This is a genomic window from Collimonas sp. OK607, assembly GCF_900111995.1.
GTDB lineage: Bacteria > Pseudomonadota > Gammaproteobacteria > Burkholderiales > Burkholderiaceae_D > Collimonas.
Genome location: NZ_FOKF01000003.1, coordinates 144,727 through 169,861 on the forward strand (window position 1 = coordinate 144,727; position 25,135 = coordinate 169,861).

Consider the following 25,135-nt stretch of genomic DNA (forward strand, 5'->3'; position numbering starts at 1 on the left):
GGCTCCTTATTTAGCAGTTGAGGCAGCTGCGGCGGCGCTGGCGCCGGTGCTTGCAGCAGCCGCTGCAGCAGCTGGTGCGGCGGCAGCAGTCGGATTCCATGGCGACGGATTAACTACCGCGCCTGGTTTGACTTTTTGCAAACCATCGACGATCACTTTATCGCCGCTCTTCAAACCATCGGTGACGATCCATTTGTCACCCTGTGCCGTATCGGCTTTTACCGGCCGTACTACTACCTTATTGTCGGCACCGATCACAAACACGGAGGAACCGTTGAGGTCGCGCTGGACTGCTTGTTGCGGTACTGTCAGGGCAGAGTCGTTCACTGCCTGTTCCAGCTTGGCGCGTACATACATGCCGGGCAACAGGTTGTGGTCAGGATTAGGAAACTCGGCGCGCAGGGTGACCGAACCGGTGGTAGGGTCGACCGTCAAATCCGAAAACAGCAATTTTCCCGATTGCGGATAAGTGCTGCCATCTTCGGTCTTCAGTGTCACCTTAGCCTGGCCTTGACCGGCACTTTGCAACTGACCGCTCTTCATTGCTTGCTGCAATTTGAGAATGTCAGTGCTGGACTGAGTCAGGTTGACGTAGATCGGATCGATTTGCTGCACGGTGGCCAGCTGGGTTGCTTCGCCTTGTCCAACCAGCGCGCCCTCAGTGACCAGCGCCTTGCCGATACGGCCGGAAATCGGCGAGGTCACAGTGGCATAGCCCAGGTTGAGGCTGGCGGTCTGACGCGCTGCTTTGGCGGAAGCTACATCTGCGGCAGCTTGCTTTTGCGTTGCAACAGTGTCGTCGTACTCTTGCTTGCTGACTGCATTGACATCCACCAGCGGTTTATAACGCTGTGCTTTCAGGGTTGCAGTCGTCAGATTTGCTTCGGCTCTGGCCAGCGTTGCCTGCGCGCTCTCGTACGCCGCTTGCATTGGCGCCGGGTCGATGCGATACAGGACTTCGCCAGACTTGACGTCGCTGCCTTCGCGGAAGCTGCGTTTGAGTATGATGCCGGCGGTACGCGCGCGAATTTCAGCGATGCGTGTCGCTTCCAGGCGACCCGGTAGTTCAGTTGTGAGAGCCAGGCGTTCTGGCGCAACAGTGATAAAGGAAACACCAGGTGGCGGAGGCGCGCCCTGGGCATCTGGCTTTTTGCCACAGGCAGCGACAGCGGACAATACCGCGATAGCCAGGGTGATACGCGTGAGACGATTGATGGAGCTAACTGAATTCATAAAATTCTCGCACGGTAATTGAAGAAAGTCTGAGGAAAGACTGCAAATCTGACAGGTAACTCTGCTTCTGGAATTGACATAGGATATATAACTAATGGCTTTGTTGCACCGGATGCGTTGCCAGAAAGCAGGTGGAACAGCCGGAATGCTGCTATTATACATACATGCACGAATGTATGTGATTTGCATATGTTGCGTTTTGTTGCTATTTAATTATTTGCTGCAGATGCACGACGCACCACAACGAACATGCACAGCACCGTATAAGTTTGGAGGTCAGCACAAAATGGCTAGAAGTACAAAAGAAGAAGCACTGGAAACCCGTGGCCGCATCCTTGATGCCGCCGCGGAGGTGTTTCACCAGAACGGCGTATCGCGTACCACGCTGGCCGATGTTGCCGCTGCCGCCGACGTTACGCGCGGCGCTATCTATTGGCACTTCAAGAACAAGAGCGATTTATTCGATGCCATGTGCGAGCGGGTGCGCTTGCCGATGGAGGCGATGATTGAAAAAACCGCCGACGAAAATGCACACGATCCCTTAAACCAGTTTCGCAACAGATGTTTGTTCACGTTGCAGGAAGCGACGCTGAATTCGCAGTCGCGCAAGATTTTTGAAATCGTTTTGCACAAGTGTGAACTGGTTGATCCGGAAGATCCCATTTTTATTCGTCAGCACGAATGCTTTCTACAAGGTCGTACCGATATAGAACGCTTGTTGCGATTTGCCGTTGCGAAAGGGCAATTGCCGCGCGAACTGGATCCGGTCATGGCTGCGGTCATGGTGCAAGGACTGCTGTTCGGCATTTTGAGCAACTGGACCTTCAGTCCGCACAGTTTCGATCTCGCGGAAAATGTCTCGAAAGTAGTTGATAACTGCATTCACATGTTCAAGACTTCGCCATTCATGCTCAAGAATCACGAAGCCTGATTTACGAAGTGCGATTTACGCAGCGTAACTTAATATACCGCCGGCACCAGCAAGCCATTGATTTGCTGTAGGTCTTCTTCTTTCAACGTCCCCACTGCGGACTTGAGTTTCAGACTATTCATCAGCGTGTCGTAACGCGCCTTTGCCAAATCCCTGCGGGTGGAATACAGCTGCTGTTGCGCGTTCAGCACGTCGATATTGATGCGCACGCCAACCTGATAGCCAAGGCGATTGGAGTCCAGCGATGACTGGCTGGAAATCTCGGCAGCCTCAAACGCCTTGATCTGAGCCAATCCGCTATTGACGCCGAGATAGGCCTGGCGTGCATTCAGCGCAGCAGCCCTGCGCGCATTTTCAAGATCGGAACGTGCTTTGTCTTCCAGTGCCACCGCCTGCCGCACGCTACTGTTGACTGCGCCGCCGGCATACAACGGAATGGTCCATTGCACGCCGATCGAGTTGGACATTTGCGAGATATTGTAAAAGGGAATAGGGCTGCCGCTGACATCCGAATGCGCGCGGCTGGCCACCAGATCGACCGTAGGCAGATGGCCGGAACGGCTCTTCTTGATCTCATGCTTCGCGATATCCAGCGCTATTCCCTGGCCGATCACACCGAAATTCTGTTGTTCGGCGCTGCTAACCCAGGTCTCAATCGCCGCCGGTTGCGGCGCGCTCAGCTGGACGCCGGGGCGCAGGGTCGCCAGTGGTGCCGGCGGTTTGCCGATGATCTGTTGCAGCACATTGCGGGCGACTTCCAGGCTATTGCGGGCCGCGATTTCCTGCGCGACCACCAGGTCGTAGCTGGCTTGCGCCTCGTTGGTGTCGGTAATGGTAGCGGTGCCGACGTCGAAATTGCGCTTGGCGGAAGCAAGCTGCTCGGCGATCGCACTCTCCTGGGCTTGCAGGGAGGCCAAAACGTCCTGCGCCGTCAAGATGTCAAAATAAGCCTGGCTGACGCGTAATATCAAATCTTGTTGCGCTTGGGCAAATTGGACTTCACCCGCGGCCACCGATAATTTGCCTTCCTGATACTGTTGCCAATAAGCCGGACGAAACAGTGGCTGGGTCAGCTGCAGGCTGTAGTTATTGGTGATGGTGGTCCAGGCTTCTCCGGCGCGGCTGTAGCTGCCGCCGAAGCCGACTGTCGGCAACAGGCTGGCGCGTCCCTGTATGCCAGCTTCGTTGCTGGCGCTCAGCGCATAGCGCGCGCTGGTATACACGGGATCGTTGGCCAGCGCTTGCTGATAGGTCTGAACCAGATCGACTGCGTGCGCATTCACGGCCAGCAATGCGCTGGCGACCAACGAAACCATCAGGGTATTGCGCATTACATTCTCCGGAACAGTGCGGCAGGTCGATGTATATATCTAAATAGCGATATCTGGATGTCTAGTAGGTCGGCATGCCTGGATCGACCTGCTGCGCCCAGGCGTGGACGCCGCCGGTCAGGTTGCTGACGGCAGAAAACCCCTGACGCTCGAGAAACGCCGCGACCTGCATGCTGCGCGCCCCGTGATGGCAGATGCAGACGATGGCCTGATCTTCTTCCAGGTCATTCAGATGCGCGGGCACCGTTTGCATCGGCATCAGCCGTGCTGCATCTATATGGCAAGTTTCGTATTCCCAAGGTTCGCGCACATCCAGCAACAACGGCGTCGGACGTTGCGGATCGGCGATCCAGGCGGCCAGTTCTGAGGCAGTGAGATGTTGCATAGGTTGGCTTAGAACTTGAAGTTGGAGTGAGCAGCGGCGTCACGCAACGGCTTGACATCGGTTTCAAACAGTTGGCGGGTGCTGTAGCTATTGTCCGAAGTACGGGTAATGATTTGTGCAGTCATCACCGGTGCGTCGCCGAGGATTGCCACAATCCGGCCGCCGACATTGAGCTGCTTCAGGAAAGCGTCCGGCAGAGTGGAGAGTGAACCGGAAATTACGATCACGTCGTAGGTTTTGGTTTCGCTTTGGTCCCAACCCTGGGCGCCGCTGCCAAGTGCAACCTCGACATTGGTAATGCCGTAGGCCGCCAGGTTCTTTGCCGCCAATGTTTTCAACTCGGGATCGATTTCAACCGTCGTAACATGGCGGGCCTTGTAGCATAGCAACGCGGCCATGTAGCCGGAACCGGAGCCGATTTCCAGCACTTGCTCATGTTTCTTTACGGCAGCTTCTTGCAACAGGCGTGCTTCAACCTTAGGCGCCAGCATGCTTTCGCCGCCTGGCAGCGGGATTTCAGTGTCGGAAAACGCCAGGCTCTTGTAGGCGGCGGGGACGAATTCTTCGCGCCGTACTACCGTCAGCAGTTCCAGGACGTCCAGGTCCAGCACATTCCAAGGGCGAATTTGCTGTTCGATCATGTTGAAGCGGGCTTGTTCGATATTCATGGTTAAGGCTCGGTAGTGAAAATAAAGGGCTCATTCTATCAAAGGCCACCCTCAAAAACCTATTAAGAACCTGTTTGCAGATGCGAATCGACGACATAGTGATCTGGGGTCGGAGTCAACTTTCGGCGATAAAACATACCGAAAGTTCACTCTGACCCCGGTTAGTTCGGGCGGCTCCTCGCATAGGCCGTAAAAAACTTCGGTATTGCCAAATAGATTTCAAACCTCATCGGTTACAACGGCATTACCTTGCCACTTGCGTTTGACCCAACTGCCAAAATCATCCAGATAGGTATACATCACCGGCACTACCACCAGCGTCAATAGTGACGAAGTGATAATCCCGCCGATAACAGCTTGTCCCATCGGCGCGCGCTGTTCGGAGCCTTCGGCCACGCCAAAGGCCAGCGGCACCATGCCGAACACCATCGCCAGCGTCGTCATCAGGATAGGGCGCAGGCGCACGTGCGCCGCCTCCAGCAGCGCCGCGCTGCGCTCGGCGCCGGCTTTACGCGCCTGGTTGGCGAAATCGACCAGCAAGATCGCATTCTTGGTCACCAGGCCCATCAGCATGATGAAGCCGATGATGGAAAACATGTTCAGGGTGGAGCGGAAAATCATCAACGACAGGAACACGCCGATCAAGGTCAGCGGCAGCGCCGACATGATCGCCAGCGGTTGCAAGAAGCTGGCAAATTGCGAAGCCAGGATCATGTAAATGAAAATGATCGCCAGCCCCAAGGCGATCAACGCGTAGTTAAACGATTCCTGCATGCTCTTGGTGGTGCCTCCCACCTGATAACGATAGCCAGCGGGCCAGTGCATGCTGTCCAGCGCCGTTTTGACATCGGCATTGACCTGGCCGGCGGAACGGCCGACAGCGTCGGCCGACAATTCGATCTCGCGATTCAGGTCGCGCCGGTTGATCTGGTTGGCGCCGGTGGAAGCTGCGATGTCGGCGACCTGGCGCAACGGCACCATCTTGGCCGAACCGTCGCTGTTGAGCTGGGTGCTGGCTAGCATCAGGCGCGACAAATCCTCGCTGGCATTGCGGTCGGACGGCGCCAGGCGGACGTTGACATCGTAATTCTCATCATCCGGGCCGCGCCAGCTGCTGACCGCTTCACCCGCCAGCAGGGGGCGCAAGGCATTACCGATTTGCGCCACGCCGATACCGAGGTCGGCGCCGATATTGCGTTTCGGCGTCACCGCGATGTTGGGTTTGTTGTCTTTCAGGCTGGAATCGAGGTCAACCAGGCCAGGCACCGTACGCATGCGGCGCTGCGCTTCGGCCGACAAGCGCTCCAGTTCCTTCAGGTCGTGGCCCAGCAGGCTCAATCTTACCTGTTTGCTATCGCCGCCGGCCGCTGCCAGCGAACCGACCTGGGTCACCGTGATACCGGCCACCTGCGACAGGCGCTCACGCAGCAACGGCGTCAGCTCGGCATTACTGCGTTTGCGCTGCTGGCGCGGGGTCAGGCGGATAAAGATGGACGCGTAATTTTTACCCTGCGATGCGCCGGTATTGACGGTGGTGTAGATATCCTGCACTTCGGGAAATTCGCGCAGGATGTTTTCGACCTGATGGACCTTGGTTTCCGTCAGCTCCAGTGAAGAACCGACCGGCGTATAGAAGGTGACGCCGCTTTCGGAGTAATCGGCATTCGGGATGAACTCGGTGCCGACCAATCCGGCAGCCGGCAGCGCCAGGCCGGCAACGAAGGCAAGTACGGCAATCCCTACCGTCATTTTCCGATGGCCGAGAGACCATTTGAGCAGCACCTGGTAACCGTCCGACAGCCATTGCACCAGGCGCTCGAACACCTCCAGCACACGGCCGATGGTGTTGGCGTAGATGCCACGGCGTTGCTTGTGGCCGGCGTCGTCGGTATCGGTATGTAATGCCGGATCAGGCCAGATGGAAGACAGCATCGGATCCAGCGTGAACGAGACAAACATGGAGATCAAAACTGCCGCGGTCACCGTGATGCCGAACTGGTGGAAAAAGCGGCCGATGATGCCGCCCATGAAGCCGACCGGCAAGAACACGGCGACGATGGAAAAGGTGGTGGCCAATACCGCCAGGCCGATTTCAGCTGTGCCGTCGAGCGCCGCCAGTTTGTGGCTCTTGAAACGACCGTTGAGCCTCATGCCGGCATGGCGCACGATATTTTCACGCACCACGATAGCGTCGTCGATCAGCAAGCCGACACACAGCGATAGCGCCATCAGCGTAATCATGTTGATGGTGAAACCGAACATGTTCATGAACAGGAACGTGCCGATCAACGCCACCGGCAAAGTCAGCCCGGTGATAATGGTAGAGCGCCATGAATTGAGAAACAGGAATACGATCAGAATCGTCAGTGCAGCGCCTTCCAGCAAGGTTTGCCGGACATTATGGACGCCGACACGGATTTGCCGCGAGCCATCCTGGATGGCCTGGATCTTGACGCCGGGATGCAAGGTCTGCATGGTAGTTTGCAGCTCTTGCATGGCCTGCATCAAGCCGTCCGCCACTTCGATCGTGTTTTGTCCTTGCGCCTTCAGGATATCCAGCGCCAGGGTGCGCTGGCCATTGTAGAGCGCCAGGTTCTCCTGTTCTTCCTGGCCATCGACTACAGTGGCGATTTGCGACAGCTTGACACTCTGGCCACCGCGTATCGCCACCACGATATCGTTGAAGTGCTGCGGGTCCTTGAACTTACCCAGGACTTGCACAACTTTTTCACTGTCGGTGCTGCGGATCGCGCCGGTCGGCAGCTCTTGATTTTCATTTCGAATTGCATCTTCGACTTGATTGATCCCGATCCCCAGCGATTCCATCTCCACCGGTTTGACGTAGATATTGATTTGCCGTTTGACTCCGCCCACCAGCGTCACCGAACCGACGCCGCGCACATTCTCCAGGCGCTTCTTGACGATTTGATCGGCGATGGTGGTCAGCTCGCGCAAGTCGCGCGGCTTGGCTTTGGGATCATTGGTGACCGAGATTGAAAAGATCGGCGCATCGGCCGGATCGTAGCGCGTGATCAGCGGCTCCTTGATTTCCTTGCGGAAGGCGGCTTTGACTGCGGCTACTTTTTCCCGCACATCCTGCGCACCTTGGGTCGGATCGACATTCAGGTTGAATTGAACGATGACTACCGACTGCCCTTCATACGAGCGCGAGGTCAGGGTATCGATGCCATTGATGGTGTTGACCGCTTCTTCAATCGGGCGGCTGACATCCGATTCCACCGTTTCCGGCGAGGCGCCGGGATACAAGGTTTGCACCACCACTACCGGGAACGTGATGTCCGGAAACTGGTCCACCCGCAGCCGGTCGTAGGAGAACAGCCCCAGCACCACAAAGGCCATCATCATCATGGTGGCCAGTACCGGATTGCCGATGCTGATGCGCGTGAACCACATGGCTTAGCCCTTGCCGCCGACGGGTTTGGCGGCAAGTACCCTGACGCTGGCGCCGTCCGGCAGATTGCCGAGATTCACCTTGACGATGCGGGCGCCGTTGCTGACGCCGCTCACGATTTCCACTGCATTGCTGCTATCGCCGTCGGTGCCGCGCAACCCTAAAGCGACGCTGCGGCGCTGCACCTTGCCGTTTTCTATTAGGTACACATAGTTGTCGCTGGCGTCGCTCTGGATTGCCGATTGCGGTGCAGTCAGCACGCCGTTTTTCCGTGACAGGGTCAGCTGCGCTTCGCCAAACATGCCGGCCCGTAGCAAGCCCTGCGGATTGTCGATCTGGATGTACACCATGATCGAGCGCGAACCGGTTTCAATCGATGGGTTGATGCGGGCCACTTTGCCGATCACCGGGGCGGGCAAACCGTCCAGCGTCAACCGGACTTCCTGGCCCAGCGCCACGCTCAGTATGTTCGAGGTTGGCACCGCGGCCGCCATTTCCATTTGCTGCAAATCGACGATTTCCAGCAGGTTATTATCGGGCGATACCTTCTCGCCGGGTTCCACCGAACGGCGGCTGATCAAGCCGCTGATCGGCGCCCGGATCACCGTATCCGACAGCGCCTTGCGCGCTACGTCCAGCGCACCGTTGGCGGAGTCGACATTGGCTTTGGCGATGTCGTACTGGCTGGCGGCATTGTCGAAGGCATTTTTGGAAATGAAACCTTTTTCCACCAGGACCTTGTTGTTCGCGCGGGTCTTGCTGGCGATATCGAGCTGGCCCTGCGCCGCTACTTGCGATCCCAGCGCCTGATTGACGCGTGCCCGATATTCGCTGGTGTCCATCTTGACGATGACCTGGCCGCTGCTGACGCTTGCACCTTCTCTTACCAGCACTTCCCGTACTTCGCCGCTGACCCGGGCTTTGACCTGGGCTTGGTTGACGGCGCGCAGGGCGCCCGAAAGCGTCAAGACGTCACGCAGATCGTGCGGCGTTACCCGCATCACATCGCTTGCAAGGAACTCCAGGCTGGGAGCGGCGGCTGCCGGCTTTTGCGGCACCGGCAGAGCGGCCTTGCGTTGCGCCATGAGGAACATGCCAAGCACCGCCGCAATGCCGACAACAGCGATGGCGATCCACAGTTTACGGCGTTTCGGCATAGTCATTGGTTAGTTGGAGCAGGGGGCGGCTGCCTAAGCAAGCCATGCAGGCAGAGGTCGATAAAACTCTTCAGATAAGTTTCCGGGTTGACCGCTTCGACGTGGCAGGGATTGAGAGGTTGCTGCCACATCATCAGCATCATGACCGGTGCGACCAGTACATTGGCGGTCTGGTGGACGTCGATCGCACGAAATTCGCCGCGCTCGATGCCACGCTGCAGCAGGCCCACCAGCATGGCGTCGCCGCGCATGCTGATTTCTTCGCGATGGAACGCCGCCAGTTCGGGGAAATTGCCCGATTCGGCCATCATCAGTTTGGTAATCCCGGCCAGTTTGGTGGCGCCGATACGCTCCCACCAGACCAGGATGATGTGACGGAACAGATCGGCGCTGGAGCCTTCGTAGCTGCCGATGATGTCGTCTGCCTCATCCAGCAGCGGCAGCATGTTTTCGCGCACCACTGCCTTGAACAATTCTTCCTTGTTCTCAAAGTACAGGTACAGCGTTCCCTTGGAGACGCCAGCCCGGGCCGCAACGTCGCCCAATCGGGTGGCCGCAAATCCGCGTTCGACGAACAAATCCAGCGCGGCCGCCAGCAATTCCTGCGGACGTGCTTCTTTGCGTCTGGCCCAACGGGGTTTGGAGCTGAAAGGGCAGTTCATGAATGCCTGGTTGCCTGCTTCGGTTATTTATTAACTGACTTTGGAGTCAGTAATGTAAGCGGCAACAGCGGGAGTGTCAAGGCAAGGCGGCGGCGTAGGCGTAGGCACACATCATGGGCACGCGTCATACCCGGTTCACATACCCGTTTCATCCAGGTTTATCCAGCTGTTCATAGACCGCGTTGGCGACACGGGCAAGTTCACCTTTATCCATACCCGCAGACAGCGCATAGCCAAACTTGCCGTCAATCCAATAGAAGACATTGACTGGTCCTTCTTGCGTAAAGCGGAAGCCGGTATCCTTGTTGTGCGTCTGTTCAGTGGAGACGTACAAGGTGAGACGCCGGCCTGTGCCGTCGTGATACATGAATTGGGCAACAGGGCCGCTTTCACCTGGCAACAGACGACCGCCAATTAACTCATACCCCAGCTTGCCGAGCTTGGGCGGACGAATCGGGGTGCCAATCCGTTTCGATAGCCACGCGACGAGTTGATCTTCCTGATCCGCGTCGATCTCGACCGGACGTCGCACATCCGGGCTGTAGACGGCATGGGCGATTGCCGCCTGATGCGCCAGTGCCGTCACATTTCTGGCGGATGCGGGGGCTGTAGCCGAGGCCCGAAAAGGCATCGTACCGGATTGCGTTTGTCCGTTCAGTACCCATCCCGCCACGCCGCCTATAAGAGCGATCGCCAGGCCGGCGGCATAGCGTTGCAGGTGCGCGCGCGCTGGCGCAGGCGGGGCAGTTAGCGTAGACAACTGCGGCGGCATCGGCTCATCCAGCACGGGTTCGAATAGCGCGCGCAGCCGGGCAGACTGTTCGCGATAGGCATTTATCCGTTCTGCTTCGGCTGGCCTCGACGCCAGGTACGATTCGATCTCCGTCCTTCTGGATTGCGGCAGCAAGCCATCCACATATGCATGCAAGTCTGCTTCTGTAACAGGTAACTGATTCATTTAACCACCTTCAACGGCGATACGACGGTGCGGCCATCCATCAGTGCGCGCAATTTTTCGCGTGCACGAGACAGCCGCGACATGACGGTTCCCAACGGGATTTGCAAGGTGGCGGCGACTTCGTCGTAACTCATTTCTTCCAATGCCACCAAGAGCAGGACTTCACGTTGCCCGGCTGGCAGCAGCCGCAGACATGATTCCAGATCACGTATTTCAAGCCCAAGTGTTTGCGCAGCTGCGACGGACAATTCAGATGTGTCATCGTCCAATACTTCGGTCGGCAACCGCATTTTTCGGATTTGGTCTATGTGCAGGTTATGCATGATGCTGAACAGCCAGGCACGCATGTTGCCGCTAAACGGGCGCATTGGCAGTTTTACCAGGCCACGCTCAATCGTATCCTGCACCAGATCGTCGGCACCCATATGGCCCCCTACCAGCGCACGGGCATAGCGGCGCAGGCGGGGAATACAGGCAAGCAATTCAGCACGTGCATCTTGCATAGTCTCAATCAAAAGAAATTTTAAAGAGTTGCGGGAGCCAGTTCTTTGCGGCGCCGTAAGGTTCTTTGCCGACTGGCACAGTGCGCTCGCTGTTGAAAACGACTGCGATGGTTTCGTCCGGGCTCAGCGCCAGCGAATTGTTGCGGATATTACCGTCAAATGTAGTACGTAGCTGGCTCGCGCCTGCTACAGACGGGTAGACAGCGAAAGTTAAGAAAACACCATAAGAACCCGCTGCAATGGCAAAGACTGCGCTAAGAAATAAATGATTCATGTGTTTTATATCGGCTACTCCCGGAGATTCATTTAAATGAAATGCAAAAAATGCAATTTCATGTACGTGAACGCAAATCCGAACCATTTATTCCATGCCATCAAAGATATTTAAGATATTTTTGCCTTGATGTCGGCGATTGAATGCAATCGAGGCGTCGGTAGGGAAGGTGATTGCAAGTAGAATCTGGCCTTCGGTTCAATTTGCAATGCTATAGATCGTAAAATGTTTTCAAAATATACACTAATTGCCGAGGTCACGGCGTGAGTGCCGATGTGCATGCCGATATGAGCGCGGAAGGCATCTCATGCCGTCCCGATTGCGGCGCCTGCTGTACCGCGCCGTCGATTTCGTCGCCGATTCCTGGTATGCCCGATGGCAAGCCGGCGGGTGTTCGCTGTATTCAGCTGGATCACGCCAATCTTTGCCGGATTTTCGGCAGCCCGGATCGTCCTGCCGTTTGCGCCAGCCTGCAGCCGGCATTGGATATGTGCGGCAGTTCTCAAGCGCATGCGATGCATTACCTGGCAACGCTGGAACGATTGACCGCTGCGTAGGGTCAGTCTATTGATCCGCAGAAAAAGGAAAAATTTGAATGCAATCTAAAAAATTGACTCTCGGCAAGGTCATGCCGGTGTTGTTGGCGCTATTCACCTCACTGCTCTTATCGTCATGCGCCGCCCTTATCGGACCGCGCGATGTCGAATTCCCGTTAACTAAACTGCAGCAATCGGTCGACAAGCGCTTGCCGTTTTCGCAACGTTACCTGGGCCTGTTCGAGATTACCGCCAACAAGGCCCTGCTGAGCTTGCCGCCGGAGCAGAATCGCTTGTCGATGGCAACCGATGTGACGCTCGCCATGCCCCTGCTAGGTAAGTCATGGAGCGGCAAGATGGCGATCTCGGGCGTACTGACCCTGGATAACCCGCACAGCGCGGTGACATTGCAGGAGCCCAAGCTGGACAGCCTGGTGCTGGACGGCCTCGACAATACCTACGCCGCGCAAGTAACGCAGATAGGCAATTTGCTGGCGCATCAGTTGCTGGCCAACGTCCCGTTGTATACCTTCAAGCCGGAAGATCTACGTTATGCCGGCGTCGCTTTCATGCCGACAAGAATCGGCACCAGGCCCGAAAATCTGGTGGTTACCTTTGAACCGGTAAAATAGCCGGCTGTTTTTAAGAAATATCCAGCAACTTTACAACGGCCTGGGCGGTATCATTCGCCCCGGAGCCTGATTTCCTTTCACTTTTTTACTCCCACATTACATGGATATTGTTCTCGCGTTAAAAGTGCTCATCATGGGCCTGGTCGAAGGTTTCACCGAGTTTTTACCTATCTCGTCGACCGGCCACCTGATTCTGGCCGGCAGCTTGCTGGACTTTACGGCCGACATTACGCGTGAAAAAGCCGAAGTGTTCGACATCGCCATCCAGGCCGGTGCGATTTTCGCCGTATGCTGGGAATATCGGGCCCGTATCGGTGCGGTGCTGCGCGGCCTGCCTAACGACGTCAAGGCGCGCAGACTGGTTATCAACCTGGCCATCGCTTTTATCCCGGCAGCGATACTGGGGCTGTTGTTCAGCAAGATGATCAAGGAAAAACTGTTCGCGCCTTTGCCGGTGGCGATTGCGCTGATTGTCGGCGGCTTTGTGATCCTCTGGGTTGAGCGCCGTAACAAGAATGGTGATCGGGTTGCGAGGGTCGAATCGGTGGACGACATGAGCGCGCTGGATGCGCTGAAGATCGGCATTGCCCAGGCGTTCGCGCTGATTCCCGGCACCAGCCGTTCAGGTGCAACGATTATCGGCGGCATGATGTTTGGCCTGTCACGCAAGGCGGCTACCGAGTTTTCATTTTTTTTGGCAATTCCTACCTTGTTTGCCGCCACCATTTATTCCCTATATAAAGATCGCGCGCTATTGTCGGCGGCCGATATCCCGCTGTTCTCGATCGGCACCGCAGCGGCGTTCGTCTCGGCGTTCCTGTGCGTGCGCTGGTTGTTGCGTTATATCAGCAGCCATGATTTCACCGTGTTCGCGTGGTACCGGATTGTGTTTGGCCTGGTGGTGATCGTGACCGGATATACCGGTTGGGTAAATTGGGCGCATTGAGCCGGGTCTGCTCTTGCGTGACCCGCAAAAGAAAAATCATCGGCATTTTATAAAATTGTAATCATTCAATTCTGAACTGGAGATTGCTGTGGCAAGTGTATGTTCCGCTGGTACCGATATCGGGTTTGCATCGCTAGACTATTTACAGGTAGCGATTCTGGGCGTGATTCAGGGGATCTCTGAGTTATTGCCGATTTCTTCCACCGCGCATATGCGCATCGTTCCAGCCATACTCGGCTGGCACGATCCCGGCTCCGCTTTTTCTGCAGCGATGCAGCTGGCGGCGCTGGCGGCAGTGGTCAGTTATTTCTGGCGCGATGTACGCGAAGTGACTGTCGGCAGCATCACGGCGGTGCGTGAACGCAATTTCAGCAGCCCGTCATTCCGTCTCGGGATGGCGATCATCCTGGCGACGATCCCGATCGGGATTGCCGGACTGTCCCTGTCGCATGTGCTGAACGCCTGCGGCTCGCCGTTGCGCAGCCTGAGTGTGATCGGCTATGCCTGTATCGCCATGGGTGTGCTGCTGGCGCTCGCAGAACTCAGTTGCCGTCATCGCCGCACTGTCGGCGAGATGCGTATGCGCGATGCAGTGATCGTCGGCCTGGCGCAAGTCGGTGCGCTGATTCCGGGCGTGTCGCGTTCCGGTTCGACGCTGACTGCCGCCTTGTTCCTTAATTTCAAGCGTGAAGAAGCGGCACGTTTCTCCTTCCTGCTCGGTTTGCCGGCGATTGCGCTGGCGGGGCTGAAAGAGTTGCTGGTGCTGTTCCATTTGCACATGCCGCTGGAGACCTGGTTGTTGCTGATCTTCGGCCTGGTGGTCGCCAGCATTTCGGCTTTTGGCGCGATCTGGGGTTTGATGAAATTCCTGGAGAAGTTCTCAACCTGGCCGTTCATCATCTATCGCGTCGCTTTGGGAGTATTTCTCCTGGTCGGCGTACATAACGGCTTCCTCAGCTAATACAAGATTCCTTAAGTAACTAATGCCACATTCGCCACATTCGTCAGATTCAGCAGAAGCATCCGTCAGTGCCGACCCGCAAGCACTTCATATACTGCAAACGGTATTCGGTTATCCATCTTTTCGTGGCCAGCAGGCTGAGATTGTCAGTCATGTAGCCAACGGTGGGGATGCGCTGGTGCTGATGCCGACCGGTGGAGGCAAGTCGCTGTGTTACCAGATTCCGGCGTTGTTGCGGGATGGGGTCGGGGTGGTGGTGTCGCCGCTGATCGCGTTGATGCAAGACCAGGTCGACGCGCTGGCGGAAGTCGGTGTGCGCGCCGCTTTCCTGAATTCTACGCAAACCTACGAAGAGGCATCGCAGATCGAACGCCGCGTGCGCAGTGGCGATCTCGATCTGGTGTATGTGGCGCCGGAACGCTTGCTGACGCCGCGTTGCCTGGATTTGCTGGAATCTTCCAAGATTGCCTTGTTTGCGATTGATGAAGCGCATTGCGTATCGCAATGGGGGCATGATTTCCGGCCCGAATATATCAAGCTGTCCATCCTGCACGAACGTTTTCCGAACGTGCCGCGGATTGCGTTGACCGCCACTGCCGACCAGCAGACCCGCGAAGAAATTGCGCTGCGCCTGCAACTTGAGCAGGGCGCACGTTTCGTTTCCTCCTTCGATCGTCCCAACATCCGGTACCAGATTGTTGAAAAAGCCAACGGCCGCAAGCAGCTGCTCGACTTTATTCAAAGCGAGCATGGCGGCGATGCCGGCATCGTGTATTGCCTGTCGCGCAAGAAGGTTGAGGAAACCGCTGAATTTCTGGGGCAACAGGGGATTCAGGCTTTGCCCTATCACGCCGGTATGGATTACGCGCAACGGACCAAGAATCAAGGACGTTTCCTGCGCGAGGACGGCATCGTGATGGTGGCCACTATTGCATTCGGCATGGGGATCGATAAACCGGATGTACGGTTTGTCGCGCATCTGGATTTACCCAAGAGTATTGAAGGTTATTACCAGGAAACCGGCCGCGCCGGCCGCGACGGCGGGCCTGCCAACGCCTGGATGGCGTACGGTTTGCAAGACGTGGTGCAGCAACGGCGCATGATCGATGAGTCGGAAGCAGGCGAGGTCTTCAAGCGGGTGCTGGGCGTCAAGCTGGATGCCATGCTGGGGTTGTGTGAAACCCTGCACTGCCGCCGCGTGCGCTTGCTGGATTATTTCGGTCAGGGCTCCGAGCGTTGCGGTAATTGCGATACCTGCATGAGCCCGCCGGTGTCATTCGATGCGACAGTGGTGGTGCAAAAGCTGCTGTCGACGATTTACCGGGTCGACCAGCGCTTCGGCGCGATGCATGTGATGGATGTCTTGCGCGGCATAGACTCTGACAAAATCAAGCAATGGCGCCATGATCAACTGTCGACGTTTGGCATCGGCAGCGATCGCAGCGAAGCCGAGTGGCGGGCGATCATGCGGCAGTCGATTGCGCTTGGCCTGATCACGGTCGACCACGAGGCATACAGCGCGCTCAAACTGACCGATGCGGCGCGTCCTGTGCTGCGCGGCGAGCAAGCGGTACAGTTGCGGGAATACCAAAAGCCGGTCAAGCAGAAACGCAGCGGCAGCAAGCCGAAGGGCTATGTCGAAACGGATCTGTCGACGCTGGAACAGGCGATTTTCGAGAAGTTGCGCTGGTGGCGGGTCGAGACTGCGCGCAAACACAACGTGCCCGCTTACGTCATCTTCCACGACGCCACCATGCGTGAAATCGCCAAGGCGCAACCAGCTTCCCTGGATGACTTGCGCGGTGTCAGCGGTGTCGGTGAGAAGAAGCTGGAAACCTACGGCGCGGAAATTGTGGAGCTGATTGCCGAGTTTGTGTAATGCTGCAACGTAGGGTGGGCACGCTTTTGTGCCCACGCGTGACCGTGATAACCGGAGTAAGGGCCTCCGCGGCGCGGAAATAGGCAAGTGCGTGGAGTGAGTTCACGCGTGGGCACAAAGGCGTGCCCACCCTACAACAGCACCGTCAAACCACCTACGCTGACGTACCCAAAGCCGCCATCAACGCTTGCCTGATTTTCGCTTCTTGCGGAGCAACCCCAAAACCAACCATCACCCCTTGCGCATCAAAGAAGCGGCAGATAGTGGTGGCGCCATCCAGTTCGGTTTCCCAGCGGCCGGCGGCTACCGTGTGCGGTGGCGGCGGTATCAGCGCCAGCGGATAACTCGGTGTCTTGACGATCACCGGCGAATGTTTCAAATCGATTTCGGTATCATCACCAGTCAATGTCTTGGCAATCGCACGCGCAGCCGTAAGGATCGGTGCGATGTATGGCAACGGGCTGGTGCGGCCTTCACGGTCGACGCGGTACTCGGCGCAATCGCCGAGCGCGTACACGTCGGCAGCGCTGGTGCGGCCATGGCTATCAACCATGATGCCGCGGCCGGTGGTCAGTTGCGCTACTTGCGCCAGAGCCAGGTCGGGACGCAGGCCGACGGCCGACAAGACCACATCGGCAACGACCACTTCACCATTCGACAGAGTAATCTTGATTGCACCGTCTGCATGGTCGATGCTGGAGGCAGTCGTACCAAGTCGCAAGTTGATGCCACGCGCAGTCAGTGCCGCGTGCAAGCCTTCGCACAAAGCTTGCGGCGCCAGCGCTGCCAGTGGCAATTGATTGGGGTCGATCAGCGTAACCGTATGGCCGTGCGCAGCAAGATCGTCGGCAAATTCGCAACCGATCAAACCGGCGCCCAGAATCGCCACGCGGGCCGATGCTTGCAGGTCGGGCAGCAACTTGGCGCGGAACGTAGCGTAATCGTCGATGTGATTGACAGACAGCACGCGGTCGCTGGCGTCGCCGACGAGGTTCAGCCGGATTGGCTGGGCGCCGACGGCAAGCACCAGTTGCCGGTATTCGAAAGCGCCGTTGCTGGTGTCAACTACCTTACGTGCAGTGTCGATGGCATTGACCCGGGTTTTGGTCATGATATCGGCGCCAATCTGTTCCGCCATTTGCGCCGAACTTTGCGAGATCAGTTGCGCCGCCACTTTCTTTTGGGCGAAGGCGTTGGAAAGCATCGGCTTGGAATAGAAACCGCCATCGTCGGCTGTAATGATCAGTAGCTCGGCGCTCTTGTCCAGCTTGCGTACTTCGCGCGCCAGAGAATAGGCAGCCATGCCGGCGCCGATAATGATGATGGGTTTCATGGAGTGTCCTGGAGGATGGTTGGCGGTGATGAAAAAACGGTCTTCAATCTTGTCTGCATTGAGCGGTAAGCCGCCGTCATGCGTGCGGGGGGCAATTTTATTACAACATCGGTAGTACTAGCTTGATCTCGATCATTTTCCGGGTATTCCCAGTGAATAGTGGATATTTATAATAATGAAAATTAATCAATAATTATTAATCGATAGTTATTGTAAATGGTTACGTGAAATCCTCATTCACAATGCGAAATTCACATGGTTCACGGCGAGCAGTCTGATAAAATCAAAGACTTTCACTTGTTAGACTTGGGGACAGAGGCATATGGATTCGATGATTGATAAAAAAGAAGAGCTCCGCCAACAATTGCGCCAAGCTGCGCTTGAGTATCACGAGTTTCCAACCCCCGGGAAAATAAGCGTAACCCCGACCAAGCTGTTGACGAACCAGCGCGATCTGGCGCTGGCTTATTCGCCGGGCGTGGCTGCGGCCTGCGAAGAAATCGTGGCCGATCCGGCCAATGCTTTCCGCTACACGGCACGCGGCAACCTGGTTGCAGTTATCACCAACGGTACCGCCGTTCTCGGCCTTGGCAATATCGGCCCGCTGGCATCGAAGCCGGTGATGGAGGGCAAGGGCGTGCTGTTCAAGAAATTCGCCGGCATCGACGTCTTCGATATCGAAATCAACGAACACGATCCGGAAAAGCTGTGCGACATCATCGCCTCGCTGGAGCCGACGTTCGGCGGTATCAACCTGGAAGACATCAAGGCGCCAGAGTGTTTCGAGATCGAGCGCAAATTGCGCGACCGCATGAAGATCCCGGTCTTCCATGATGACCAGCACGGTACCGCTATCATCGTCGGCGCGGCGATTCTGAATGGCCTGAAGGTAGTAGGCAAAGACATCAAGAGCTGCAAGCTGGTGGTCTCCGGTGCAGGCGCCGCAGCGCTGGCCTGCCTGGATCTGATCGTCGATCTCGGCTTCCCGATTGAAAATATTTTCGTCACCGACCTGGCTGGCGTGGTCTACAAAGGCCGGGTTGAATTGATGGATCCGGACAAGCTGCGTTTCGCGCGCGAGACCGATGCGCGTACCCTGGCCGAGCTGATCCCGGGTGCCGACATTTTCCTCGGCCTGTCGGCCGGCGGCGTGCTCAAGCAAGACATGGTGAAGGCGATGGCGCCACGGCCGCTGGTGCTGGCGCTGGCTAACCCGACGCCTGAAATCCTGCCGGAAGATGTCAAGGCGGTGCGTGACGATGCGGTCATGGCGACTGGCCGTTCGGACTACCCGAACCAGGTTAACAACGTTCTGTGCTTCCCTTACATTTTCCGCGGCGCGCTGGATTGCGGCGCCACCACAATCACGCGTGAGATGGAAATCGCGGTGGTGCATGCGATTGCCGAGCTGGCGCAAGCCGAGCAATCGGACATCGTCGCCACGACCTATGGCATCGCCAATCTGTCGTTCGGACCTGAATACATCATTCCAAAGCCGTTCGATCCGCGTCTGATGATCAAGATTGCACCGGCAGTCGCCAAGGCCGCTGAAGCGTCCGGCGTCGCCAGCCGTCCGATCAAGGATATGGATGCTTATATCGACAAGCTGCAGCAATTCGTTTATCGCAGCGGTACCTTCATGCGGCCGTTGTTCCAGGTCGCCAAGAAGACAGCGGCCGAGAAAAAGCGGATCGTCTACGCTGAAGGCGAAGAAGAACGCGTCCTGCGCGCAGTGCAAGTGGTGGTCGATGAAAATCTGGCGCGGCCGATCCTGGTTGGCCGTCCAGCGGTGCTGCAACAGCGCATCGAGCGTTTCGGCCTGCGTCTGAGAGCCGGTGTCGATTTTGAAGTCATCAATCCGGAATTCGATGCGCGCTATCGCGATTACTGGCAAACTTTCCTGGCGATGACCAAGCGCCAGGGCGTGACAGAGCAATACGCCAAACTGGAAATGCGCCGCCGTCATACCTTGATCGGTTCGATGGCCATCCACAAAGGCGATGCCGACGGCATGATCTGCGGTACTTACGGCACCACCAGCCTGCATCTGAACTACATCGACAAGGTGCTGGGCCGTCGCGAAGGTGTGAATGTCTACGCCGCGATGAATGCCTTGATCCTGACAGATCGCCAACTGGTGTTGGTCGACACCCATGTCAACGAAGATCCGACTGCCGAGCAACTGGCGGAAATCACGATCCTGGCAGCGGAAGAAATGCTGCGCTTCGGCATCAAGCCGCGCGCAGCCTTGCTGTCGCATTCGAATTTCGGTTCCAGCGACAGCGCTTCTGCGCGGAAAATGCGGAATGCACTGGCTATCATCAAGGAACTGGCGCCGGAGCTGGAAGTCGATGGCGAAATGCATGGCGACACCGCGCTGAACGCCGAGCTGCTGAGAAAAACGATGCCGGATTCGTCGTTGAAAGGCGATGCCAACCTGTTGGTAATGCCAAACATCGATGCCGCTAATATCGCCTACAACCTGCTCAAGAACACCTGCGGCAACGGTGTGGCGGTCGGTCCGATCCTGTTGGGTTGCGCCAAGCCGGTCCACATCCTGACGCCATCGGCAACGGTGCGCCGTATCGTCAACATGACCGCCTTGTGCGTGGTGGACGCGATTTCGGCACGGTAAACGCACGGTAAGATACAGGTATCAGTAGTACCAGTAGCAAGTAAGAATAGACGGGCCCGATTTTAACGCCAGACGACCGGCGGTAAAGTCGGGCCTTTTTGTTTTTGACATATATGTCATCCCTGGATTATTGTGAGTACGCTGTTTCATTAAAAAAGCGGTTTCATTACAACATCAGGAGATGCAATGTCACAGTATCCCAAGAGTCCGTTGATGGGGCAGATGATGAGCCAGCCGTTGCTCATTTCCAGCATTCTGCAGCACGCAGACCGCTATTTCGGCAGCAACGAAATAGTCTCGCGGCGGGTTGAAGGAGATATCCATCGCTACACCTATAGCGATTGCCATCGCCGCGCACGCCGGCTTGCCAATGCCTTGGGCACGCTGGGCGTGAAGATGGGCGAGCGGGTTGCCACCCTGGCATGGAACGGTTATCGGCATATGGAGGCGTACTACGCGGTATCCGGTTCGGGAGCGGTGCTGCACACAATCAATCCACGCCTGCATCCGGACCTGATCGGCTACATTGCCAACCACGCCGAAGATCAATACCTGCTGTTCGATGTCTGCTTCCTGCCGCTGGTGGAGGCGGTGGCGCCGCTGGCCAAGACCATCAAAGGCTACATCGCCATGTGCGGCCCCGAGCATCTGCCGCAAGACAGCAAACTGCCCAACCTGATGTGCTACGAGGCCTTGCTGGAAGCCAGTCCTGACGAGTACAGCTGGCCATTGTTCGATGAGAATTCCGCCTCCAGCCTGTGCTATACCTCGGGCACCACCGGCAATCCCAAGGGCGCCCTGTACTCGCATCGCTCGACTGTGTTGCATTCACTGGCATCGACCATGCCGGACACCATGAACATATCGGGGCGCGATGTGGTGCTGCCGGTAGTGCCGATGTTTCATGTCAACGCCTGGGGTTTGCCATACGCGGTACCGATTACGGGCGCGAAAATGGTGTTTCCCGGTCCCGGACTGGATGGGAAATCCCTGTATGAACTGTTCGAGCAAGAACAAGTCACTTTTTCTGCCGGCGTGCCGACGGTCTGGCTTGGCTTGCTGAACTATATGGATCAAAACCAGCTGAAATTCTCCAGCTTCAGGCGCACCATCATCGGCGGCTCCGCCTGCCCGCCAGCGATGATGAAAGCTTTGCGCCATCGTTATGGCGTAGATGTGGTGCACGCCTGGGGCATGACCGAGATGTCGCCGCTGGGCACCACCGGCAGCCTGCAAACCAGGCATTTATCTTTGCCTCTTGAAGAACAGGAATTGCTGCTGCAAAAGCAGGGCCACGCGATCTACGGCGTCGATATGAAAATTGTCGACGATGCCGGCCAGGAGCTGCCATGGGATGGCGTCACTTACGGCAACCTGCTGGTCAAGGGGCCGTGGGTAGTTGATACCTATTTCAAGAATGAGGGCGGGGAGGTGCTGCAGGATGGCTGGTTCCCCACTGGCGACGTGGCGACCATCGATGCCGACGGCTACATGCAGATAACCGATCGCAGCAAGGACGTCATCAAATCAGGCGGCGAGTGGATCAGCAGCATAGACCTGGAAAATATAGTGATGGCGCATCCGGCGGTGCAAATGGCCGCCTGTATCGGAATGTTTCATCCGAAGTGGGACGAGCGGCCGTTACTGGTGGTAGTCAGGAAGCCGGGGATGGAAGTGAGTCGCGAGCAGCTGCTCGAATTTTTTGAAGGCAAGATCGCCAAATGGTGGATGCCGGATGACGTGGCTTTTGTCGACGCATTGCCGATCGGTGCTACCGGCAAGCTATTGAAAAACAAATTGCGGGAACAGTTCAAGGGATATGTCTTGCCGACTGCCTGAAGCATTGTCGCAGCAGCCGGCAGGTTTACTGCAGCTCTCCCGCCTGTTTCCATGGCACGCGCCCGGTTTGCACGGTGCCGGCGGCACGTTCGCAATGCGCGGGCTGGTCGTCAAAAAACATGTGCGGATTGAAGGCGGCCAGCACATCCGATTTGACGAGGCCGCCCATGAAGAAGGTTTCATCGATCGCCACATCCCAGGCGCGCAAGGTGCGAATCACGCGTTCATGTGCCGGCGACGAGCGCGCCGTCACCAGCGCGGTACGGATAGGCGCCGCGTGTCCATCCGGATTCTTGAAGTTATTCTGGATATACGACAGCGCCAGCAACAGCCGCGCAAACGGGCCTTGCGGCAACGGCAGCATGGCGTTTTCGCGTTCGTGTTTCTCAAATGCTTCAATCCCCTCCAATTGATAAATCTTTTCCGATTCATCTGAAAAAATAACCGCATCACCGTCAAACGCGATACGGATCTGCTCCAGCTCTTCCAGTGCATTCTCCGGTTTTTGATACAGCAGCGCCGCCGCCACGCCGGAATTCACGGCAGCCTGGACATCATCCTCATGCAAGGACAAGAACAGGCTGACGTTGAAGGCGTGCAAATACGGCGCCAACGAAGCGCCGCCGGACAGCACGGCACGCGTAATGTCGAGGCCGTAATGCTTGATCGAGTTGAAGATGCGCATCGAGGTCTCACTGGAATTACGCGACATCACGACTACCTCGACGAAACGCTGGCCGGTCAGCTGATTCAGTTTCAGCAACGCTTTTACCAAGGCGAACCCAGCGCCAGGTTTGAGGACCTGGTCTTCATTGAGCAACTGGTGACGGCGATATTCTTCCAGCCCCTGTTGCCGAAAGATCGCCTCTTCGGTTTCCAGGTCGAATAGCGCGCGGGATGAAATTCCGATTACCAGCAAATTATCTAAGGACTGCGGCATGGTTGGTAGTCTTGAGGTCGATTAGCGAGAGCGCTCATTATAGGCGTTGGGGCAACTATTAACGGATCATCAGGGACATGCTTGTAAGGTGATGTTTTTTGCAATTTATTCGTCGTGTTACGCCGGCTTTGTTCCTTCGCGTTACGTTACATGTTACGTGTCAAAGGCCGTGGCGGCCGGCACGGCAATGTTATCGTTCCAGGAGTAAATGTTTCTGTTAGTCATTGATTTATAAGTTCTTTTTCTCATTTGCATGATGTTTGGTGAGCTGCAACTGTTGCTGTTTTGAAGGCGTTTCTGGCTGGCACGCTCTTTGCGAAAAGACAGTAGGCATAGCTTTATCCGAGTCATCAAAAAGGGAGATAGATCATGAAAGCATCGAAAAAAGGCGGATTGCTAGCGGCATCCATATTACTGACAGCATTGCTCAGCGGCTGCGGCGGCAGCGGTGGCATACATGCTGATGGCGCACGCGGTAATACAGCGGGTACCGGTCCTGGCGGCACCACACCGACTAACCCCCCTCCAGTCACGCCGCCGACACCTCCGACACCGCCGACTGCTTCATCGAGCAATCTGATCTCGAACGTAGGCACCACCGTATCGAGCGTGGGTACAGCGGTTGACGGCGCCGGCAATACAATCGTCAGCCAGTTGCCGCTCACACCTGCTACCAAGACCGCATTGAATGGCGTAATCGACAATGCCAGCGGCATCGTTACTGTGCTCGGTGGCGGCTTGACTAACGGCCTGGGGCAAATCGGCACAGCGCAGGACCCGGTGGGTATCACGGTCGGCAGTACCAGCGGAGTGATCGCGCAGCTTGGCGCCACCGTGAACAGTACAGGACAGGTAGTCACCAGCTTGGGCAGTAGCGGTCCGCTTAGTGCTTTGGCGCCGGTAACCGCGCCGGTTGGCGGTTTGGTCAGCACCATCGGCAACACCATCTCCGGTACTTTGGCGCCGACACTTAATACGGCATTGACGACCGGTCCGGTACAACAAGTCACGCAAACGGTGAGCACCGCGATTGAGCCATTGACCAGCACTGCAGGGACCTTGCTCCAGACCGTTGGCAATGTTACAGCGGTGAATCAGCCGGCTAATCTTTTACTGGGTGTGGTTGGCGGTACTGTCGCCAGCGTCGGTGATGGCCTGACTAATTCCGGCGTGCCTGTCGCCAGTAATCTCGGCCCGGTAGTGAGCAACACAGGCAATCTGGTTGGCTATCTTGCTGTCAACGGTGTGACTGGCACCGACCAGCCTTTATTGGGAAATAAAACCGGCGGCATCGTGCAACCGGTTGACAATGCGCTGCTTGGCGCCCTTGTCGGACCGCTGGCTCCCGTGGTTAGTACTGTGAATGGCCTGACTGGCAGCCTCACCGGTGCATTAGCCGGCGCCGGTAGTGGTCCTCTGGCGCCAGTCACTGGCCTGTTAGGAACTTTGGGCGGCACCGTCGGCGGTGCAAGTGGTAGCGGTCCTTTGGCTCCAATCACCGGTTTGCTGGGGACTTTGAGTGGTTCCGTTGGTGGTGCAGGCGGTAGTGGTCCTTTGGCTCCAGTCACCGGTTTGCTAGGGACTTTGAGTGGTTCCGTCGGTGGTGCAGGCGGTAGTGGTCCTCTGGCTCCGGTCACCGGTTTGTTAGGGACTTTGAGCGGTTCCGTGGGCGGTGCAGGCGGTAGTGGTCCTCTGGCTCCGGTCACAGGTCTGTTGGGGACTTTGAGTGGCGCCGCAGGTGGTGCAAGCGGTGGCAGTCCTCTGGCCCCGGTGACCAATTTGGTAGCAGGCTTGACCTCATCGGGTTCCGCAGGAACCGGGGGCGCCGCAGGTAGCGGACAAACAACGGGATTGTTGAGCGGCTTGCTTGGTGGTTTAGTAAAAAAATAAGCAGTAGCGGCGGTTTGCAAAAAAGCCTTG

21 protein-coding genes are annotated in these 25,135 nt (G+C 56.9%); 9 read left to right on the forward strand and 12 right to left on the reverse strand.

Annotated features, from left to right (window positions below):
• Positions 1–6 precede the first annotated feature (6 nt).
• Positions 7–1,233, reverse strand: a complete 1,227-nt coding sequence (locus BM029_RS03920) for an efflux RND transporter periplasmic adaptor subunit (RefSeq protein ID WP_092432824.1) — start codon at positions 1,231–1,233, stop codon at positions 7–9.
• Between the two features lie 286 nt (positions 1,234–1,519).
• On the opposite strand from BM029_RS03920, the gene BM029_RS03925 reads away from it, so the two are divergent.
• On the forward strand, positions 1,520–2,164 hold the full coding sequence (locus BM029_RS03925) for a TetR family transcriptional regulator (protein WP_092432828.1): 645 nt from the start codon (positions 1,520–1,522) through the stop codon (positions 2,162–2,164).
• Positions 2,165–2,193: 29 nt separating this feature from the next.
• Here the strand turns inward: BM029_RS03925 and BM029_RS03930 are convergent, their stop codons facing one another.
• From BM029_RS03930 to BM029_RS25840, 9 genes are all read right to left on the reverse strand, one after another.
• Positions 2,194–3,495 carry a TolC family outer membrane protein gene (locus BM029_RS03930; RefSeq protein ID WP_092432832.1) on the reverse strand — a complete coding sequence of 434 codons (1,302 nt, stop codon included), beginning with the start codon at positions 3,493–3,495 and terminating at the stop codon, positions 2,194–2,196.
• A 61-nt stretch (positions 3,496–3,556) separates the two neighbouring features.
• Positions 3,557–3,880 carry a rhodanese-like domain-containing protein gene (locus tag BM029_RS03935; RefSeq protein WP_092414619.1) on the reverse strand — a complete coding sequence of 108 codons (324 nt, stop codon included), beginning with the start codon at positions 3,878–3,880 and terminating at the stop codon, positions 3,557–3,559.
• Between the two features lie 8 nt (positions 3,881–3,888).
• Positions 3,889–4,548, reverse strand: a complete 660-nt coding sequence (locus BM029_RS03940; protein WP_092432835.1) for a protein-L-isoaspartate O-methyltransferase family protein — start codon at positions 4,546–4,548, stop codon at positions 3,889–3,891.
• A 219-nt stretch (positions 4,549–4,767) separates the two neighbouring features.
• Entirely contained in the window at positions 4,768–7,962 is a 3,195-nt protein-coding gene (locus BM029_RS03945) for an efflux RND transporter permease subunit (protein WP_092432836.1), read from the reverse strand.
• Positions 7,963–7,965: 3 nt separating this feature from the next.
• Positions 7,966–9,117 carry an efflux RND transporter periplasmic adaptor subunit gene (locus BM029_RS03950; RefSeq protein ID WP_244544891.1) on the reverse strand — a complete coding sequence of 384 codons (1,152 nt, stop codon included), beginning with the start codon at positions 9,115–9,117 and terminating at the stop codon, positions 7,966–7,968.
• A 2-nt stretch (positions 9,118–9,119) separates the two neighbouring features.
• Positions 9,120–9,779, reverse strand: coding sequence for a TetR/AcrR family transcriptional regulator (locus BM029_RS03955; protein WP_092432839.1), 660 nt, complete (start codon positions 9,777–9,779; stop codon positions 9,120–9,122).
• 148 nt (positions 9,780–9,927) lie between these two features.
• Positions 9,928–10,737 (reverse strand): anti-sigma factor, encoded by an 810-nt coding sequence (locus BM029_RS03960; RefSeq protein WP_092432840.1) that lies wholly within the window; start codon positions 10,735–10,737, stop codon positions 9,928–9,930.
• A complete protein-coding gene (locus BM029_RS03965) occupies positions 10,734–11,240 on the reverse strand; it encodes an RNA polymerase sigma factor (RefSeq protein ID WP_092432841.1) in 507 nt (168 codons plus the stop codon). Before BM029_RS03965 ends, BM029_RS03960 begins: the two co-directional genes overlap by 4 nt.
• A gap of 4 nt (positions 11,241–11,244) precedes the next feature.
• Complete coding sequence (locus BM029_RS25840) at positions 11,245–11,514, reverse strand: hypothetical protein (RefSeq protein ID WP_092432842.1); 270 nt, start codon at positions 11,512–11,514, stop codon at positions 11,245–11,247.
• Positions 11,515–11,816: 302 nt separating this feature from the next.
• Between BM029_RS25840 and BM029_RS03975 the strand changes: the two genes are divergently transcribed.
• The 5 genes from BM029_RS03975 to recQ all read left to right on the forward strand — a co-directional run bounded on the left by BM029_RS03975 (position 11,817) and on the right by recQ (position 16,468).
• Positions 11,817–12,071 (forward strand): YkgJ family cysteine cluster protein, encoded by a 255-nt coding sequence (locus BM029_RS03975; RefSeq protein WP_211482431.1) that lies wholly within the window; start codon positions 11,817–11,819, stop codon positions 12,069–12,071.
• 38 nt (positions 12,072–12,109) lie between these two features.
• Positions 12,110–12,682, forward strand: a complete 573-nt coding sequence (locus BM029_RS03980; RefSeq protein WP_092432846.1) for a DUF1439 domain-containing protein — start codon at positions 12,110–12,112, stop codon at positions 12,680–12,682.
• A 100-nt stretch (positions 12,683–12,782) separates the two neighbouring features.
• Entirely contained in the window at positions 12,783–13,628 is an 846-nt protein-coding gene (locus BM029_RS03985; protein WP_092432849.1) for an undecaprenyl-diphosphate phosphatase, read from the forward strand.
• A gap of 88 nt (positions 13,629–13,716) precedes the next feature.
• A complete protein-coding gene (locus BM029_RS03990) occupies positions 13,717–14,589 on the forward strand; it encodes an undecaprenyl-diphosphate phosphatase (protein ID WP_092432850.1) in 873 nt (290 codons plus the stop codon).
• Between the two features lie 22 nt (positions 14,590–14,611).
• Entirely contained in the window at positions 14,612–16,468 is a 1,857-nt protein-coding gene (gene recQ / locus BM029_RS03995; RefSeq protein ID WP_092432852.1) for a DNA helicase RecQ, read from the forward strand.
• A gap of 154 nt (positions 16,469–16,622) precedes the next feature.
• Here recQ and BM029_RS04000 read toward each other — a convergent pair whose 3' ends face one another.
• Positions 16,623–17,801, reverse strand: coding sequence for an FAD-dependent oxidoreductase (locus tag BM029_RS04000; protein ID WP_092432853.1), 1,179 nt, complete (start codon positions 17,799–17,801; stop codon positions 16,623–16,625).
• A 322-nt stretch (positions 17,802–18,123) separates the two neighbouring features.
• Here BM029_RS04000 and BM029_RS04005 point away from each other — a divergent pair, with 322 nt between their 5' ends.
• Both BM029_RS04005 and BM029_RS04010 read left to right on the forward strand, forming a co-directional pair.
• Positions 18,124–20,436: an NADP-dependent malic enzyme gene (locus BM029_RS04005; protein WP_092432855.1), complete on the forward strand. Its 2,313-nt coding sequence runs from the start codon at positions 18,124–18,126 to the stop codon at positions 20,434–20,436.
• 186 nt (positions 20,437–20,622) lie between these two features.
• A complete protein-coding gene (locus BM029_RS04010) occupies positions 20,623–22,275 on the forward strand; it encodes a 3-(methylthio)propionyl-CoA ligase (RefSeq protein ID WP_092432858.1) in 1,653 nt (550 codons plus the stop codon).
• Positions 22,276–22,300: 25 nt separating this feature from the next.
• On the opposite strand, the gene BM029_RS04015 is transcribed toward BM029_RS04010, so the two are convergent.
• Positions 22,301–23,215, reverse strand: a complete 915-nt coding sequence (locus BM029_RS04015; RefSeq protein ID WP_092432860.1) for a 5'-nucleotidase — start codon at positions 23,213–23,215, stop codon at positions 22,301–22,303.
• A gap of 369 nt (positions 23,216–23,584) precedes the next feature.
• Here BM029_RS04015 and BM029_RS04020 point away from each other — a divergent pair, with 369 nt between their 5' ends.
• Positions 23,585–25,105: a collagen-like triple helix repeat-containing protein gene (locus tag BM029_RS04020; RefSeq protein ID WP_092432861.1), complete on the forward strand. Its 1,521-nt coding sequence runs from the start codon at positions 23,585–23,587 to the stop codon at positions 25,103–25,105.
• Positions 25,106–25,135: the final 30 nt, after the last annotated feature.